16 protein-coding genes and 1 tRNA gene are annotated in these 16,481 nt (G+C 66.5%); 8 read left to right on the top strand and 9 right to left on the bottom strand.

The annotated features are described in order from the left end of the window. Positions 1 to 2 precede the first annotated feature (2 nt). The 7 genes from CLD20_RS03765 to CLD20_RS03735 form a co-directional block, all read right to left on the bottom strand. Positions 3 to 872, bottom strand: a complete 870-nt coding sequence (locus tag CLD20_RS03765; protein WP_224405261.1) for a branched-chain amino acid ABC transporter permease — start codon at positions 870 to 872, stop codon at positions 3 to 5. 23 nt (positions 873 to 895) lie between these two features. Beyond that, the gene (locus CLD20_RS03760) at positions 896 to 2,056 is read right to left on the bottom strand and encodes an ABC transporter substrate-binding protein (RefSeq protein WP_224405260.1); all 1,161 of its coding nucleotides are present in this window, start codon (positions 2,054 to 2,056) and stop codon (positions 896 to 898) included. An 86-nt stretch (positions 2,057 to 2,142) separates the two neighbouring features. Continuing rightward, a complete protein-coding gene (locus CLD20_RS03755; RefSeq protein ID WP_224405259.1) occupies positions 2,143 to 2,901 on the bottom strand; it encodes an SDR family NAD(P)-dependent oxidoreductase in 759 nt (252 codons plus the stop codon). Next, positions 2,898 to 3,827: an NAD(P)-dependent oxidoreductase gene (locus CLD20_RS03750; protein WP_224405258.1), complete on the bottom strand. Its 930-nt coding sequence runs from the start codon at positions 3,825 to 3,827 to the stop codon at positions 2,898 to 2,900. The genes CLD20_RS03755 and CLD20_RS03750 overlap by 4 nt, the downstream gene beginning before the upstream one ends. A gap of 70 nt (positions 3,828 to 3,897) precedes the next feature. Continuing rightward, complete coding sequence (locus CLD20_RS03745; protein ID WP_224405257.1) at positions 3,898 to 5,280, bottom strand: MmgE/PrpD family protein; 1,383 nt, start codon at positions 5,278 to 5,280, stop codon at positions 3,898 to 3,900. 54 nt (positions 5,281 to 5,334) lie between these two features. Then, positions 5,335 to 6,144, bottom strand: a complete 810-nt coding sequence (locus tag CLD20_RS03740; protein ID WP_224405256.1) for an N-acyl homoserine lactonase family protein — start codon at positions 6,142 to 6,144, stop codon at positions 5,335 to 5,337. A gap of 17 nt (positions 6,145 to 6,161) precedes the next feature. Beyond that, positions 6,162 to 7,538, bottom strand: coding sequence for an MmgE/PrpD family protein (locus CLD20_RS03735; RefSeq protein ID WP_224405255.1), 1,377 nt, complete (start codon positions 7,536 to 7,538; stop codon positions 6,162 to 6,164). A 289-nt stretch (positions 7,539 to 7,827) separates the two neighbouring features. Here CLD20_RS03735 and CLD20_RS03730 point away from each other — a divergent pair, with 289 nt between their 5' ends. The 6 genes from CLD20_RS03730 to CLD20_RS03705 all read left to right on the top strand — a co-directional run bounded on the left by CLD20_RS03730 (position 7,828) and on the right by CLD20_RS03705 (position 13,949). Next, positions 7,828 to 8,748 carry a LysR family transcriptional regulator gene (locus CLD20_RS03730; protein ID WP_224405254.1) on the top strand — a complete coding sequence of 307 codons (921 nt, stop codon included), beginning with the start codon at positions 7,828 to 7,830 and terminating at the stop codon, positions 8,746 to 8,748. A 278-nt stretch (positions 8,749 to 9,026) separates the two neighbouring features. After that, positions 9,027 to 9,563, top strand: coding sequence for a TRAP transporter small permease (locus CLD20_RS03725; RefSeq protein ID WP_224405253.1), 537 nt, complete (start codon positions 9,027 to 9,029; stop codon positions 9,561 to 9,563). Further along, on the top strand, positions 9,563 to 10,855 hold the full coding sequence (locus CLD20_RS03720) for a TRAP transporter large permease (RefSeq protein WP_224405252.1): 1,293 nt from the start codon (positions 9,563 to 9,565) through the stop codon (positions 10,853 to 10,855). Before CLD20_RS03725 ends, CLD20_RS03720 begins: the two co-directional genes overlap by 1 nt. An 18-nt stretch (positions 10,856 to 10,873) precedes the next feature. Continuing rightward, positions 10,874 to 11,935 carry an SDR family oxidoreductase gene (locus CLD20_RS03715; protein WP_224405251.1) on the top strand — a complete coding sequence of 354 codons (1,062 nt, stop codon included), beginning with the start codon at positions 10,874 to 10,876 and terminating at the stop codon, positions 11,933 to 11,935. A 23-nt stretch (positions 11,936 to 11,958) separates the two neighbouring features. Then, complete coding sequence (gene dctP / locus CLD20_RS03710) at positions 11,959 to 12,978, top strand: TRAP transporter substrate-binding protein DctP (protein ID WP_224405250.1); 1,020 nt, start codon at positions 11,959 to 11,961, stop codon at positions 12,976 to 12,978. A gap of 56 nt (positions 12,979 to 13,034) precedes the next feature. Continuing rightward, on the top strand, positions 13,035 to 13,949 hold the full coding sequence (locus tag CLD20_RS03705) for an SMP-30/gluconolactonase/LRE family protein (RefSeq protein ID WP_224405249.1): 915 nt from the start codon (positions 13,035 to 13,037) through the stop codon (positions 13,947 to 13,949). A 136-nt stretch (positions 13,950 to 14,085) separates the two neighbouring features. Here CLD20_RS03705 and CLD20_RS03700 read toward each other — a convergent pair. Next, a tRNA-Pro gene (locus tag CLD20_RS03700) sits at positions 14,086 to 14,162 on the bottom strand. Positions 14,163 to 14,308: 146 nt separating this feature from the next. Next, positions 14,309 to 15,163, bottom strand: coding sequence for a cell envelope integrity EipB family protein (locus tag CLD20_RS03695; RefSeq protein WP_224405248.1), 855 nt, complete (start codon positions 15,161 to 15,163; stop codon positions 14,309 to 14,311). Between the two features lie 118 nt (positions 15,164 to 15,281). Between CLD20_RS03695 and CLD20_RS03690 the strand changes: the two genes are divergently transcribed. Continuing rightward, a complete protein-coding gene (locus tag CLD20_RS03690) occupies positions 15,282 to 15,746 on the top strand; it encodes a RidA family protein (RefSeq protein WP_224405247.1) in 465 nt (154 codons plus the stop codon). After that, positions 15,746 to 16,474 carry a glycerophosphodiester phosphodiesterase family protein gene (locus tag CLD20_RS03685; RefSeq protein WP_224405246.1) on the top strand — a complete coding sequence of 243 codons (729 nt, stop codon included), beginning with the start codon at positions 15,746 to 15,748 and terminating at the stop codon, positions 16,472 to 16,474. Before CLD20_RS03690 ends, CLD20_RS03685 begins: the two co-directional genes overlap by 1 nt. Positions 16,475 to 16,481 lie beyond the last annotated feature (7 nt).

Here is a 16,481-nt window from a genome sequence, read left to right as displayed (position 1 = left end):
GATCAGTTCTCCGCCCGGCCGAGGAGGCCGGAGGGCCGTATGACGAGCACCAGGATGACGAGCACGAAGATCATCATGTCGGCGGTGCTGCCGTCGAAGAAGGTGCTGCCGAGGCTTTCCGCCAGGCCGAGAAGCAGGCTGGCGAGCGCCGCGCCGGGAATGCTGCCGAGGCCACCGAGGACGACGACGATGAAGGCCTTGAAGAGCGGCGTGGCGCCGATGAAGGGCGAGACGGAGAAGACCGGTGCCATCAGGGCGCCCGCCGTCGCGGCCAGCGCCACGCCGAGGCCGAAGCCGAGCGGGTAGACGATGTGGGCGTGGATGCCCTGGGCACGGGCGATCTCGATGTCTTCCACCACGGCCCTGAGGGCACGGCCCGAGCGCGTGTGCATGAGGAAGAACCAGAGCAGTGCAAGGACCGCGGCCGAGAAGGCGACGACGTAGAGGCGCGAGAGTGGGACGACGATCGAACCCATCTTGAAGACGCCGGTGACCGTCGCCGGCATCGACTGCGGATCCGGGCCGAAGGAGATCAGAGCGAGGTTCTGAATGATCATGCCGAGCCCGAGGGTGGCGATGAGCCCGTTGAGCTCATCGCCGCGGAATGGCTTGAGAACGACCACCTCGATCAGCCAGCCGAGCACCAGCGCCAGAGCAAAGGCCGCCAGCACCGAGGCGATGTAAGGCAGACCGAGCCATTTCACGGTGATGAACGCCACGAAGGCGCCCAGCATGTAGAACTCACCGTGGGCGAAGTTGGCGATGCGCATCACGCCGAAAACGAGCGTAAAGCCAATGGCCATCAGCAGGTACAGCAACCCGATGACGAGCCCGTTGGTGAGCGCCTGGCCGAGGAGGAATTGGAGGTTCACGATACCATCCTAGGAGGGTTGGATCACTGACAGGAATCGACGGTGCACTTCGCCCGGATGACTTCCTTGCCGTCCTTCACCTCAGAGACGAAGAAGGGCGCGTCGATCTGGTGGTCGATGCCGTAGGTGTCCTTGCCCGTCCAGTTGAGCGTGCCGAGGATACCATCGTAGTCCTTGATGTTCTCCAGGGCGACGCGGACCTTGTCGACGTCCGTCACGGTGCCGGCATCCTGCATCGCCTGGAAGAGCATGTGCGTGCCGTCGTAGAAGGACGGGCTGAAGCCGTTCATGGCCTTGCCGTAGGTGTCCTGGTAGCGCTTGGCATACGCGGCGACTTCCTCGTTGGACGGGTCGATCTGCGTGTAGACGAGCATGCCCTCGACGGTCTCGGCACCGGCGACGTTGACGATCTCTTCCGTGGCCGGGCCGCCGCTGCGGACGAGAAGCCCGGTGAAGCCCATCTCGCGGGCCTGCTTGGCGATCAGGCCGGCGGTTGAGGGCGATATGCCGTTGAGGTCGATCGCGTCGATGTTCTGCGCCATCAGCCGGGTGATCAGAGGCACCATGTCGACACGGTCGCGCTCGAAGGATTCCGTCGCGTGCAGCGGGATGCCGGCGGCCTCGTAGGCCTTGCTCAGCCATTCGTGCTGCTGCTGGCCGGATTCGTCGTTGACGAAGAGCCCGCCGACGCGCTTCACGCCCTTTTCCTGGGCGAGCCATTTGATCATCGGCGTCGCCGTCTCCACCGTCGTCAGGACGGGGCGGAAGGAATACGGCTTGTCCGGGGACAGCGCCTTGTCCGTGAAGGCGAGCATCATGATGATGACGCCGTTCTTCTCGGTGATCGGCTGGATGGCGAGAGCGGGAGCGGAGCCGGTGGTGCCGATGATGTACTTCACGCCGTCTTCGAAGACGATGCGGTTGGCGGCGGTGACGGCCTCGTTCGCCTTGTACTTGTCGTCATAGGCGGTGACGTTGATCTTGTACTTCTTGCCGCCGACCTCCAGGCCGCCATCCTTGTTGACGTCCTCGGCAGCCATCTGCTCGGCGTAGAGCATGCCCTGCCCCCAGGCCGCGCCCGGGCCGGATAGCGTGACGACGGCGCCCATATTGAGCTCTTCCTGGGCCTGTGCGGCTGTTGCGGCCGAGCACATCAGCGCGGCCATGAACATCTTCTTCCACATGGGTATCTCCTCTCAGTGGTGTTTATGACGGCGAGGCCGTCTTTTCGGCGTATCGCCGTTTGGGGTGGCTCGGCTGACGATCGACATCAGCCGGGCCGGAAGGCAGCGGTGGTGGCGCCGTCGATCGGCAGGACGGCACCGGCGATGTAGCTGGCGTCGTCGCTGAGCAGAAAGCGGATGACCGCGGTGACGTCCGGCGGAAACGCCACTCGTCCGAGGGGCGAGGCACCGGAGACCTTGTAGTTCTTGTCGGTGGCCAGTTTCTGCGTCAGCGGCGTGTCGACGGAGGCCGGCGCGATGGCGTTCACCAGGATGGATTCGCCCGCGAGCTCCGATGCCATGACGCGGGCGAGATAGGTCAGCGCCACCTTGGAGGCGGCATAGGCGCCGCCACCGATCTTCGGGCGGATGGCGGCCGCCGAGGAGACCAGCACGACCCGGGCGGGTGCTTCCTTCGTCGCGGCCTTGCGCAGGAGCGGCAGCGCCGAACGCGCGGCAAGCCATGCGCCCTTGGTGTTGATGGCAAAGAGCGCATCGTAATCGGCCTCGCTCATGGTGAGGACCGGGCCGGTGCGGAAAATGCCGGCCGAGCAGATCAGCGCGTCGAGAGCCGGGCTCTCTTTCGCGACCTCTGCAAAGGCGGCTTCGACGGCCTCGGTCTTGGCGACATCGCAGGGATGGGCGATGAAACGGCCCTTGCCCGCCGAGCCGGCTTCCGCGACGGCTTTGAGGCCTTCCGCGTCCAGATCGAGCCCGTGCACCGTCCAGCCGCGGGAGAGGAGATCGCGGCAGCAATCGGCCCCGATGCCCGAGGCCGCGCCGGTGATGACGGCATGTTTCGTCATGGCTTTCTTCCGTTCTCTTGATCGCTTGCGGCCGGTACGGCGACGGCCGCGTGTTCGGCCCAGCGCTGGTACATGGCGAGGAGCGCCACGGCGTCCTTGCCGCGGAAGCCTTCTGCCAGCGCCAGATTGAACATCTCCTTGACGAGGGCGGCGGCCGGGGCCGGCATGCCCTCGGCGCGGGCGAGATCGTCGCCGAGCGCGAGGTCCTTCGCCGCGAGCTCCAGCTTGAAGCGCGGCTCGAAATCGTTCTTCAGCGCATGCGGGAAGCGCTTCGTGAAGGTCTGCGAGCGCCCGCCGCTTTCGGCGAGGACCTCGAAGAGCTTGTCCGGCTCCACGCCGGCCTTGACGCCGAGCGCGAAGGCTTCCGAGGCGATGAGCAGGTTACCCATCGCCATCATGTTGTTGACGATCTTCACCACCTTGGCGGTGCCGACATCGCCGGTGTGGCGCACTGTGGCGCCGAGCGACTGGAGCACCGGCATCGCCCGTTCGATCGCAGCTGCGTCACCGCCCGCCATCATGATAAGCTTGCCGCTTCGCGCCTCGATCGGGCCGCCGCTCACCGGGCAGTCGAGAGCGATGAGGCCGCGCTCCTGCGCGGCGGCGGCGATATCGCGCATCGCCGCCGGCTCGATGGTGGAGAGCTCCATCAGTATCGCGCCCTCGGCAGCATGGGCCACGATGCCATCCTCGCCGAGCCAGGCGGAACGCACGGCATCCGCGTTGGTGAGGCTGGTCAACACCCGCGGACGGCCGGCGAGCGCCTCGCGCGCCGAGCCGGCGACCGCAATGCCGTCGGCGGCGGCGCGCTCGCGCACCGGGGCGGCGATGTCCCACCCCATCACATCAAAGCCGTCGTCCTTCAAATGGGCGGCCACAGCCGAGCCCATCTGTCCGAGGCCGATGACGGCGATCCTCTCAGACATCGACGCTCCTCACGATGCCGCCCCGCGAGGGGCGGCCGGGCTGGTTGCGGAGATTGGGGTGGAATCCATCTCAGGCGGGCGCATTGGCTTTTGTCGTTGCCGCATCGGCGCCGAGCGAGAGAAGCCGCATCAGCTCGCCAACATCGCCAAGCTCCTCGACCGCGGCGATCTTGTCGGCGACCTCGGCGGAACGGGCGGCACCCAGCACCGGGACGGTGAGGCTGTCGAACTTCGCCCGCAGTTCCTCGTCCGACATCGGGTTCTGGATGGAGCCTTTCGGGTAATCGACCTGCGAGACATATTCGGTGCCATCGTCGAGGGTCAGCGTCATCCTGCAGGAAACGCCGCGCGGCAGGCTCGCATCGGGCACGAAGTCCACCATCTCGGAAAGCTTGCGCAGCATCGGCTCGCCGAGACGGGCATTGTTGTACTGGGCGAAGAGCGCCTGGCCGTCGGTCAGCGCCACGGCGACCGAATAAGGCAGGCTCATCTGCGCTTCGTGGTAGGTCCGCGGCTTGGGGTTCTGATGGTAGTGGGCCCAGTCGGGGTGGCGCGCCATGCTGATGCCCACGACCCGGTCGAGATCAGGGTTGTCGCGGCGGCGGATCTCCAGCGCGCAATCGATGGCGTTGTGGATCGGGCGGGCGCAGGAATACGGCTTGAACTCGATATCGAGCTGGTAGGGCTTCGACAAATCGGCGGTCAGCTGGGACGGATCGTTTTCATCGGTGAAGGCGGCGAGGAAGCCGCGCTCGCCCTCGAAAATCGTCGCCGCGCCGGTGAAGCCGTATTTCGCCATGAGGGCCGAGGTGACGCCGTCGCGGGCGGCCGGTCCCGGATTGAAGCGCTTTTGCATCGAGGGGCCGTACATCTCCATCAGGCCGCCGGCCTGGGCGCCGGCCATGCCGAGGGCGCTCACGATCTCCTCCGGCTTCAGGCCGAGAAGCAGCGCCGAGGCGACGGTGGCGCCGAAGCCGCCGCAGGTCGGCGTGGTGTGATAGCCGCGGTTGCGCAGCGAGTTGTTGGCGGCCTTGCTCGCCCGCTCCATCATCTCGCAGCCGGCGGCGAGCGCCGTGAGAAGGTCCTTGCCGCTTCGTCCCTGGCTCTCGGCCGTGGCGAGGGCTGCCGAATAGACCGGCGGGCTGAAGTGGAACAGCGCCAGGACATCGATGTCGTCGAGCTCGACGCTGTGGGAGGATATGGCGTTCGCAAAGGCCGCAAGCGGCGCGGGAATGCGTTTGGTGTCACCGACGAGCGTCGCTTCCTCGTTGCCGCCGGCCGATTGCGCGAAGGTCCGCGCCGCCTTGCCGCTCGCGGTCTGGCTGCCGGCCACGGCCACGCCGAGGTAGTCGAGGAGGAGGCGCTTCACGGCCTTCAGCGTTTCGTCCGGCAGCTTGTCGTAGCGAAAAGCATCGAAATGGGCGGCGAGCGTCTCGGCGATGGTCTCAGGCATTGTGTTCCATGTCTCTGTTCGAAAAGGGCTGGGTTTGGCGGCCGGTTCTGGCGGTCAGTAGGTGGGCTCGGCGTCGAGGCGCGCGACGATGCCCTCAAGCTCGGGCGATGCGGGGGGATAGCGCTCCATCACCAGCGGATCGTGGCCGGGGACGATGTGGCGCCTGCTGTCGGCGAGCTGCTCGAGCGTGTCGTAGCCTTCGAGCGCATCGCCGAGGTTGAACATCGTCGCGAAGAGGCGGCGCTGTTCGAAATGCTCGTAGTAATGGCTGACGTCGGAGGCGAGGACGACCCAGCCGCGCCTTGTGGAGACGCGCACGCATTGCAGGCCGTCGGCATGGCCGCCGACGCGGTGGACGGTGATTCCGGGGGCGAGTTCCGCCTCTCCCCTGTGGAAGGTGACGCGCCGTTCGTAGACGAGCCGCACCATGCCGGTGACTTCGTCGACCTCGTAGGGATGGTTGAGATGCGCGTGCCGCATATAGCGGCCGGTGGCGTAGGCCATCTCATCGTCCTGGAGATGGAACTGCGCCTCGGCGAAGGTATCGAAAGTGCCGACATGGTCGTAATGCATGTGGGTGAGGATGACGTCCTTCACCTTGGCGACCTCGACGCCCATCAGCGCCAGGCCTTCGGCCACGGTCCGCTGCAGCTTGCGGTCGCGCTTGCCGGCGACCTCGTGGCCGAAGCCGACATCGACCACGAATTCGCGATCATCGCCGCGGATCAGCCAAACGAAATAATCCATCGGCATCGGTCCGTCGTGCGGATCGCCGCCGATGAAATTGTCCGTTCGCCGCGCCGGGCGCGTCGCGTAGCGGATGGCGTAGACCTCGTAGTGAGGCAGGGGGGCGGTACTACTCATCAGGCAGACTTTCCAGATCAGGCCGGTACAGGTGACGCTGCGGGCGCGGACGACAGAAGCGCGGTGAAGGATGCCAGCGAAGGCAGGCTCGCAAGCGAGAGGGCGGTGTCGCGGATTTCGGCGGCCGCCGGTCCGTAGACGGCCTCCGCCAGGCGCATGAACTTCTTCTCAAGGTCGGCCGGGCCGACCGGGTTCTCGGGCTCGCCACGGGCGTGGTGGAGGAAAGCCTCCAGCCGGCGGCCGTCGCGCAGGACAAACGTCACGAGCGCCGGGCGCCGGTCCGGATATCCTTCGTCGAGGGCGGCGTCGGCCACGACAGTGGTGCGCGCCATCAGATCCCTGATCGCCGGCTCGGCGAGAAGCGCGTCGGTGTAGCGGGCGGGCATGGCATCGCCCGTCACCAGTCTTGCCGCAATGGAAAAGCCGATGGAGAACTGCGCCTGGTCGCCGTCCTTCGGCTCCTCGATGGCAGCGGCCCGGGTGATGGTATCGACGGCGACCGCGATGTGCTCGATGTCGCCCGGAGCAAGGCCATGGGAGCTGGCCAGCTCGGCGGCCGCATCGACAGGGGCGTGGTTGCCGCGGCAGCCGCCGTGGATCTTCAGATAGGTCTCGCCGATATGCCAGGCTGTGCCGAGGTCCGTGGCGATGCCTTCCAGGCGGGCGTCGTCGGCAAAGCCGCGCAGGTAGCCGTTCTCCAGCGCGAGCGGCGCACCGGTCGCGCCGGCGGCGGCAAAGCGCGCCGCCAACAGGCCGCCTTCGCTGCTGCGCCCCACCTGCAGCGGCTGGCTGTCGGCCGCCTTCAGCGCTTCCTTCAGCCCCGCCCCGTGGCTGCAGGCGATGGCGATCGCATGGCTCGCGCGCTCTTCGGAAAGGCCGTGCAAGACGGCACAGGCCGCCGCCGTCGCCGGCGCCGCGAGGATCGCCGTGCTCTGGAAGCCGCGACGCACGCAGGAGGGATAGATGGCACGGCCGAGGCGAAGGAAGACCTCGTAGCCGGCCGCAATCGCCGTCACGGCGCGGCGGCCGTCGCCCTTTCGGGCGAAGGCCTCGGCGAGCGCCGCCGGAATGAGCGCGGAGGAAGGATGGCCGCCGGTATAGCGCGAGCCGTCCTCGAAATAGGTCGAATGCGAGACGGCGGCGTTGATGATTGCGGCATCGCGGGCCGTGCGATGCTCCGGCGTGCCCCAGATGGGCACCGGGCCCTCGCCGGCCAGAAGCGCCAGGAGCCCTTCATGGTTGCCGGCGAGAATGCCGGCGGCCGAGGCGCCGAGGAGATCGAGCACGCGCCACTCGACCGCTTCGACGACCTCGTTCGGCAGATCCTCAAAGCGGAGCGTGGATACGAAACGGCCGAGCGCGCGGGTGAGCGGGAGCGAAGGGATGGCGTCCACGGCCTTCTCAGACCGACATCGGCGCGCCAACGCCGCCGCATGAGGGCGGCCGCGCGCTGGCGGTGGAAGGAAAGGAAGGGGCTGCCCCGCAAGGGCGCCGGCCTGCCGTCATCTGGATGTCTCTCCCTGGTCGATAAGCTCCCGGATTTGCAGATCCGTGAAGCGAGGGGTCTTGACCGCCCCTGTTGACTGTCGACCAACGTAATTAGACATTCAAAGTTGATCAATCATGCGAACTTCACAATACTATTGATCTGAGTTCATCAATGACGCATCCGATCGAGCCCTGATGGAAAACCTCAACGCCCTGCGCGTCTTCGTGCGCGTCGCCGAGACCCGCAGCTTCACCGCCGCCGCGAAGCGGCTCGGGCTCACCGCTTCCGCTGTCAGCAAGGCCATCACGCGCCTCGAAGAGGAACTGCATGTGCGGCTCCTGCACCGCACCACGCGTTCGGTCGGCCTCACCAACGACGGCGCCAGCTTCTTCCAGCACTGCCAGCAGATTCTCGCCCAGATCGAGGAGGCCGAGAACGGGCTCGACCGGGCCAATGCCTCGCCGCGGGGGCGGCTGCGTGTGCATATGCCGGTCGGCTTCGGCCAGCGTGTCGTCGTTCCCGCCCTCACCGGCTTCGTGGAGCGATATCCGGAGCTCGTCGTCGATGCCGAGCTCAGCGACCGCAGCGTCGACCTCGCCTATGAAGGCATCGACGCGGCCGTGCATATCGGCGAGCTCGCCGACACCACGCTCGTCGCGCGCAAGCTCTGCGATCTGCGCTTCGTCGCCTGCGCCTCGCCGGATTATCTTGCCCGGTATGGCGAGCCGGAGACGCCGGACGATCTCGACCGGCATCACTGCCTCGCCTACGTGCAGATGCACACCGGGCGCTATCGCGAGTGGAATTTCATGAGAGACGGCGAGCGTTTCAGCAAGGCCGTTTCCGGCCGGCTCAATATAAACAATGCCGAATCGCTGCTGAAGGCGGCCATCTCCGGCATGGGCATCGCCATGATGAGCACCTTCATCGCCGGCGAGGCGATCCGCTCCGGCGCGGTGCGCTGCATCCTCGACGGCTACACCGGCATCGGCCCGAGCGTTTCGCTCGTCTACGTGCCGAGCCGGCACCTCTCGCCCAAAGTGCGGGCTTTCGTGGACTTCCTCAAGGAGGCCATTCCCGGCCAAGGCGAATGGGACGCCGTCAGCGCGGACTAGCACGGGGTGGCGAGGGCGGTGTTCAACTTCTCCGCACAAACTCGCTCGTTTAATGTCGACAATCCAAAGGGGCTACCTTAGGGTCCGCCGCCAAATGAAGGCGGAGGAACGCATGCGCCCGCAATCCGGGGACAATCTTTTCGGCGAGGACGGGCGCTCAGCAGCGCCGCGTCTCGGGCGTTCCCTCGTTCCGGCGAGACCGACACGTGCTCTTCCGGAGCGGGTTCAGGCGTGGGTCTACATTAAGTCGTCAACAATCCCACATGTCGGTGTCCGGCATGCTCGATAAGGCTGTCGGGGTCATCGAAGACCTCTTCACATGCGTCGCCGGCCTTGCCCTCTTCGCGATGATGACGATCGTCTTCGTCGACGTGGCGCTGCGCTACCTCTTCAATTCGCCGCTGTCCTGGTCCTATGATCTCGTCTCGCTCTACCTGACCGCGGCCATCTTCTTTCTCGGCCTCTCCGCCTCGGTCCGCAGCGGCTCGCACATCTCCGTCGACCTCGTCTACCGGGCCTTTCCGGCGCGGGCCAAAGCGCTTGCCGACCTGGTCAACGCCGTGCTCGCGCTCCTCCTCTTTTCCGCGCTCTTCTGGTCCGGGGCGAGCCGCACCATCGACGCCTGGCGCTCCGGCGACGTCCTCGCCGGGTCCATTCCCTGGCCGATGTGGGCTTCCGCCATCTTCGTGCCGGTGGGCGCCCTCCTCCTCCTCATGCGCCTCCTCCTGCTTCTGGCCAAGGCGGCGCGCCCGCACGAGGATACCGGGCCGCTTCTCGCGCGCGACCACTCCCCCAGCGAAGAAAGGGGGCTCTGATGCTCGCGCTCGGCATGACGATTTTCCTGATCGCGCTCCTGGCGATCGGCATGCCTGTCGGCTTCAGCCTCGCCGTGGCGGGCACCTGCGGCCTTTATTTCCTCGGCGGAACGGATTTCATCCTCGGCTTCCTGGAGACGGCGCCACTGGCGGCCGTCGGCTCCTACGAGCTCATCACCATCCCGATGTTCCTCCTGATGGCGGAGTTCGTCATCCTCAGCGGCATCGCCACGGAGCTCTTCGCCTGCATCGCCACCTGGGTGGGCCGCATGCCCGGCGGCCTTGCCATCGCCACGGCGCTCACCGGCGCCGGATTCGGTGCCATCTCAGGTTCGAGCACGGCCGCGGCGGCGACATTGTCGGCGACCAGCATTCCCGCGATGCTGGAACACGGCTACGATTCCAAGCTCGCCTGCGGTGTGGTGGCGATCTCCGGGACGCTCGCCATGCTGATCCCGCCCAGCGTCGCGCTCGTGCTCTATGGCCTCGTCGGGGATGTCGCCATCGGCGAGCTGCTGATCGCCGGCATCGTTCCGGGGGCGCTTGTGGCGCTCACCATCATCGCTACCGTCCTCATCCTGATCGCGCTCGATCCGCAGCGGGCGCCGGACCTTCGCCGCTCGTCCCTGTCGGAGAAGCTGCGGTCTCTGCGCGTCGCCGGACCGATGGCGCTCCTGTTCCTGATGGTGACCGGCGTCATCTATACCGGCATCGCCACGCCGACGGAGGCGGCCGGCATCGGCGCCTTCGGCGCTTTCATGCTCGCCCTCCTCTACGGCCGCCTGACACCCCGCTCGCTGCTCACCGCTCTGACGCGCGCCACGAGCACGACGTGCATGGTGATCATGATCATCATAGGCGCCAACATTTTCGGCTACTTCCTGACGCTGACGCGCGCCACGCAGGACATCATCACCTATGTCGGCGACCTGCCGGTCGAGCCCTGGGTGATCCTCGCCGCCGTTCTGGCGGTCTATCTGGTGCTCGGCTGCATCATGGACCAGATCGCCATCATCCTCCTCACGGTGCCGATCGTGCTGCCGCTGATGCGCTCGCTCGGTTTCGATCCGGTGTGGTTCGGCGTCCTTGTGGTGCTGACGGCCGAAGTCGGCATGGTGACGCCGCCGATCGGCATGAACGCCTTCGTCGTCTCGCGATTTACCGGGCGACCTCTGGAGGAGGTGTTCATTGGCGCCGCGCCGCACGTCGTGGCGCACCTCCTTCTGATCGTCCTCTTCGTCGTCTTCCCGCAGATCATTCTGTGGCTGCCGTCGACCATGATGACGCGGTGACGGGAGAGGCGCTCATCCATGGCTGAGAAGAAACTCGCCGTCATCGCCGGCTCGACAGGGGTCATCGGCAACCGGCTCGCCCGCCATCTCGCCGAAACGGGCAGCTGGGAAGTGGTTGGGCTCACGCGCCGCACGCGGCCGGCGGAGGGCGGGGTCCGCTATGTCGCCGTCGACCTTTCCGACGCCCGGGACTGCCGCGACAAGCTCGCCGACCTTGCCCGGCCCGCCCATCTCTTCTACGCCGCCCGCGGCGACAGTGCCCGCACCGGCGAACAGGAGCCGGTGGAGGCCAACGCCGCCATGCTGCGCCATGTGTGCGAGGCGCTCGCGGCGAGCCGGGACGGTCTTGCCCATGTCCATGCCGTGCACGGCACGAAATATTACGGCTCCAACCTCGGCCCGTTCAAAACCCCGGCCAAGGAGGACGATCCGCGCGGCCCGGTCGACAATTTCTACTTCCACCAGCAGGACTATCTTGCCGCCGCCGATTTCGGGCCCGGCTTTACCTGGTCGATCAGCCGCCCGGCGGGCATCCTCGATCCCAGTCTTGGCGAAAGGCGCAGCGCCATCCGCGTCCTCGGCGCCTATGCGGCGATCCTGCGCGAACGCGGCGAGCCGCTGACATTTCCAGGCACGCCCGCGAGCTACCGGAGCCTTTATCAGTTCACGGATGCGCGGCTTCTGGCGCCCGCCATCGCCTTCATTGCCGGCAGTGGCCAATGCGCCAATCAGGCCTTCAACGTCACCAACGGCGACTATTTCCGCTGGGCCAATCTGTGGCCGCGCCTCGCCGCGCATTTCGGCATGGAGGTCGGGCCGGTCCGGCCGATGAAGCTCGCCGATGAAATGCCGAAACACGCCGCGGTTTGGGCCCGGATTTCCGAGCGCGCCGGCCTTGCGGCCGGCGAGCCTGCCGATTTCGTGCTGTGGGGCTACGGCGACTACATCTTCAATGCCGAATACGACGTGATGTCGAGCACGACCCGGCTGAGGAGAGCAGGCTTCTGCCACTGCCTCGACACGGAGGACACCATCCTGGAGCTCCTCCAGCTCTTTCGCGAGCACAGAATTTTGCCATGAAAACCGAAAATCGGAGGAAATCGATGAGACTGAACCTTCCCTCTTGCCTTGCCGCGCTCGCCTGCCTGGTGCCGCTCGGCACCACGGCCTCGGCCGACACGCTCACGCTGCGTGTCGCCGATTCCTTTCCGGCCGGGCATTTCGTTGCCGAGGACGCCACCAAGACCTTCATGGAGACGGCCAAGAAGCTCGGCGGCGGCAAGATCGATTTCGAGTATTTCCCGGCGCAGCAGCTCGGCAAGTCGAGCGACATGCTGCGGCTGACGAATTCCGGCGTCACCGACATCGGCTATGTCGCCCCGGCCTTCATCTCCGACAAGATGCCGCTTTCGGCCGTCGCGGAGCTGCCCGGCAGCTTCTCCACGGCCTGCGAGGGCACCAAGGCCTATTGGAGTCTCGCCAAGGACGGCATCATCGCGAAAGAGGAGCTGGAGCCGAACGGCGTGCGCCTGCTCTTCACCGTGACGCTCCCGCCCTATCAGCTCTTTACCTCCGAGCATCCGATCAAGACGCTCGACGACGCGAAGGATCTGAAGATCCGCAGCTCCGGCGGCGCGATGGAACTCACCGTGAGCTCGATCGGTGCCGTGCCGGTGCGCCTCAGCGGTCCGGAGATCTATGAAGCCCTGTCGCGCGGCACTGTCGATGGCGGCCTCCTCGCCCACAGTTCCATTCTCTCATATAAGCTCGACAGCCTCGTTCACTACGTCACGACGGGCGAGAATTTCGGGAGCTTCGTGGTCAACTACGTGATCAGCGAGGACCGCTGGAACAAGCTGTCGCCGGACGTCCAGGAGATCCTGGAAAAGGCCGGCGAAGAGACGACCATGAAGGCATGCGCGCTGATGGACGAGGCAAGCGAAACCGACGCCACGCGCCTGAAGGATGGGGGCGTGACGCTGGTGGAACTGCCGGCCTCCGACAAGGAGAAGCTCGAGACCATGTTCGGCTCGCTCGGCGAGGAATGGGCCCAGCAGCTCGACGGCCGCGGCAAGCCGGGAACCGAGGTTCTGAAAGCCTTCCACGCCGCGCTCAAGGAATAGCACCGAGCGGCCGGGCGGCACCCCCGCCCGGCCCCTTCTCAAGGACCCTGCCCGACATGTTCGCTCCTCCGCCGGAAATCGAAGCGACCGTTTTCAGCGCCCTGCCGGAGGCGCTGCGGATCAGCGACCGGCGCTCCGACTGGGCTTTCGGCAAGGGCGACAAACCCCTGCACTCCTTCCTGGAAGGGCCGTCCTTCGACCGCGACGGCAACCTTCTTCTCGTCGACGTTGCCTATGGGCGCGTCTTCAAGGTTTCGCCGGCCGGCGAGTGGGAAGTGCTCGCGGCGTATGACGGCTGGCCGAACGGCCTCAAGATCCACCGCGACGGCCGCGTCTTCATCACCGACCACAAGCACGGCATCATGAGGCTCGATCCGGCGAGCGGGACCGTCACGCCCGCCCTCACCCGGGTCCGGCGCGAAGGCTTCAAGGGCGTCAACGACCTCGTCTTCGCCTCCAACGGCGACATGTACTTCACCGACCAGGGCCAAACCGGCCTGCAGGACGCGAGCGGATGCGTCTATCGCTGGCGCGCCGACGGCCAGGTGGATCTTCTTCTCGACGGCGTGCCGAGCCCGAACGGGCTAGTCCTCACGGCGGACGAGAAGACCCTTCTTCTCGCGGTGACCCGCGCCAACCAGATCTGGCGGCTGCCGCTCCATGCCGACGGCACCACCACCAAGGTCGGAGCCTTCATCACGCTTTCCGGCGGGCTTGCCGGACCCGACGGGCTGGCGCTCGACGAAGCGGGGGGGCTTGCCGTCGCCCATTGCGGCCTCGGCTCGGTCTGGCTCTTCAGCCGCCTCGGTGAACCGGTGCTGCGCATTCGCGCCCCGGCCGGCCTGCAGGTCACCAATCTCGCCTATGGCGGCCCCGATCGGCGCACCCTCTTCATCACCGAGGCCGATACCGGCACCATTCTCGCAGCGCGCGTCGAGGTGCCGGGCGCCGCCATGTATGCCCACGCGTGAGGTGCGGCGCTGCCCTCGGTGAAGGCGGGCCCGCGAATCGGGCTGCGGGAATGAAATTCGCACATCGCCGCGCGGAAGAAAGCGGGCGCCTGCGCCCTCGCCTTCCCGAATGCCGGCTAGATCGTAATGAGTTAGATGGTCGGGGCAGCAGGATTCGAACCTGCGACCCCCTGCTCCCAAAGCAGGTGCGCTACCAGACTGCGCTATGCCCCGATGCTGTCAGCCCGCCCATGTCGGCGAGCTTGCGGACGGCCGGAAACTAGGCGGCGGCGGGGCCGGCCGCAAGATGAAAAGCGCGCGGCTCGCGGCCATCAACGCCTCCCTCGATACCTGCCAGACATCGGAGCGCTTGGGGCCCCTTAATGCGCGCAGGGTGTCGCCTCGAGCTGCTCGATGCGCTCAAGCTCGCCGGACAGGACGTAATCACCGTAGTCCATGACAAGATTGCGGGTGACGCCGTTCTCGTAGAGCGTGAAGCTCATCTGGTAGGCGGGCGTCTCCTCGCCCAGGGCGTCCGGATCGTGTTTCCGCTCGTCCTTGAAATAGGCGATCGAGACCGGCCAGTGAACGCCGCTCGTCAGGGGGCTCGCCGGCGCGCCCATTTCGCCGGCCTCCGCTTCCGGCTTGCCGATGATGGCCGTCGCCGTATCGGCGTTCTCGCCGGAGCCGGAGCCTTCGTAGATGGTGCTTGCCATAAAGCGCTGGTCGGCGCGCGCCGCCGTCAGGAGCGCGTTGAGATGCTGGCCGGGGAAGAGCGGCTCCTTCTCGAACTCCACGGTCTTTTCGGCCGGCGTCGTCAGATCGACCACCACGCGCTCGTCCTTGCGGTGGGCCACGCCCTCGACACTTTCGACGACCTGGTCGTTGAGATAGGTGCGCGAGGAAAACCGGTAGAGATGGCCGCTGCCGTCCTCGAAGGTGGAGACGCGAAAGTCGAGAAGCCGGTCGCCCTCCTCGCCGCCGACGAGATTGACGACGAGGCGCTGGCTCATGGTGAAACCCTCGCAGGCATTGCCTGAGACCTCGAAAACCATCCGCCCTTTCGCATCCTCGATACCGGAGGCGCGCGTCGACTTGGCGAGGCTGATATCGTAGACGGCGCGGTGCGGCACGGGCGCGACCCCGGTCTGCGGAGCGGGCATCGGCGTCGCCGCGCTCAGCAGGACAAAGCCCGCAACGGCGGCAAGGGGAGTGAGGATTCGCATCGTCGGCATCTGCGCCTTCAAGATGAGGAGTGCGGCAAAAGCACGACTGGCGCGCTATCTGGCGAAGAATGCCTGCGACTGCAGGAAAATCAACCGGCGTCGCGATCCGGCGACATATGGAGAGAAGATGATGACGATCGAAGAACGGCTGGGCAGGATGGGAATCGCGTTGCCGGAGGCTGCTGCACCCGCGGCCAACTACCTTCCCTGGCGTCGGCATGGCGACATTCTTTACATCTCGGGCCAGCTTCCTCTGAAGGACGGCAAGCTCGCCGTTACCGGCAAGCTCGGTGCCGGCGTCGAGGTTGAGTCGGGACAGGAAGCGGCGCGGCTGTGCGCCATCAACATTCTCGCCCAGGCCAAGGCCGGGCTCGACGGCGACCTTGAGCGCCTCGGCGCGCTGTTGAAGATCACCGGCTACGTGGCGAGCGCGCCGGATTTCACCGAACAGCATCTCGTCATCAACGGCGCGTCCGACCTCCTTGCCGAGGCGCTCGGCGAGCGCGGCCGGCATGCGCGCGCGGCGATCGGCATGGCGTCCCTGCCGCTCGATGCGGCGGTCGAGATCGACGCCATCATCGCGATCGCCTGATGCCTCCCTCCAGCGTGGCGCTCGCCGAGCGCCCCATCGCGCATCGGGGCCTTCACGACGTGGCGGCCGGCCGGCCCGAGAACTCGATCGCCGCCTTCGCGGCCGCGATCGAACACGGCTTTGCCATCGAATGCGATCTGCAGCCGACGGCCGACGGCAGGGTGATGGTCTTCCATGACGAGGACCTTCGCCGCCTCACCGGCAGCGAGGGGCTCATCCGGCAGAAGGCGGCGCGCGACATTTCAGGGCTGCGCCTTCTCGGCAGCGAGGAGAAGGTGCCGCGGCTGGCCGAGCTTCTGGAACTCGTCGCCGGCAGGGTGCCGCTCGTCATCGAGCTGAAAAGCGTCTTCGGCGAGAATGCTGGCTTTGCCGAGATCGTCGCCAAGGGCCTCGCGGGATATCGCGGCGCCCTCGGCCTCATGTCCTTCGATCCCTATCTCCTCAATGATTTGCGGCGGGCGGGCCATGCCGGGCCACTCGGACTGACGCTGATGGGCGACGCGACGGCGGTGAAGAATCACCTTGCCACCATCGCGCGCCTCGATCTCGACTTCGCTTCCTGTCGCGTGGCCGATCTTGCCCATTTCGCGCCAGCCTATCACCGCCTCGATCCGGCGCGCCCCCTCATTTCCTGGACGGTGCGCACGCCGGCGGAAGCGGAGTTGTCCAAGTCGTTCGGGGCGCAAATGACCTTCGAGGGATTCGTGCCGGAGGCGGCGAGCGCATAAAGGCGCC

The organism is Afifella sp. IM 167 (genome assembly GCF_020144925.1).
Classification (GTDB): Bacteria; Pseudomonadota; Alphaproteobacteria; order Rhizobiales; family Afifellaceae; genus Afifella.
This window is presented reverse-complemented; position numbering and strand designations above follow the sequence as displayed.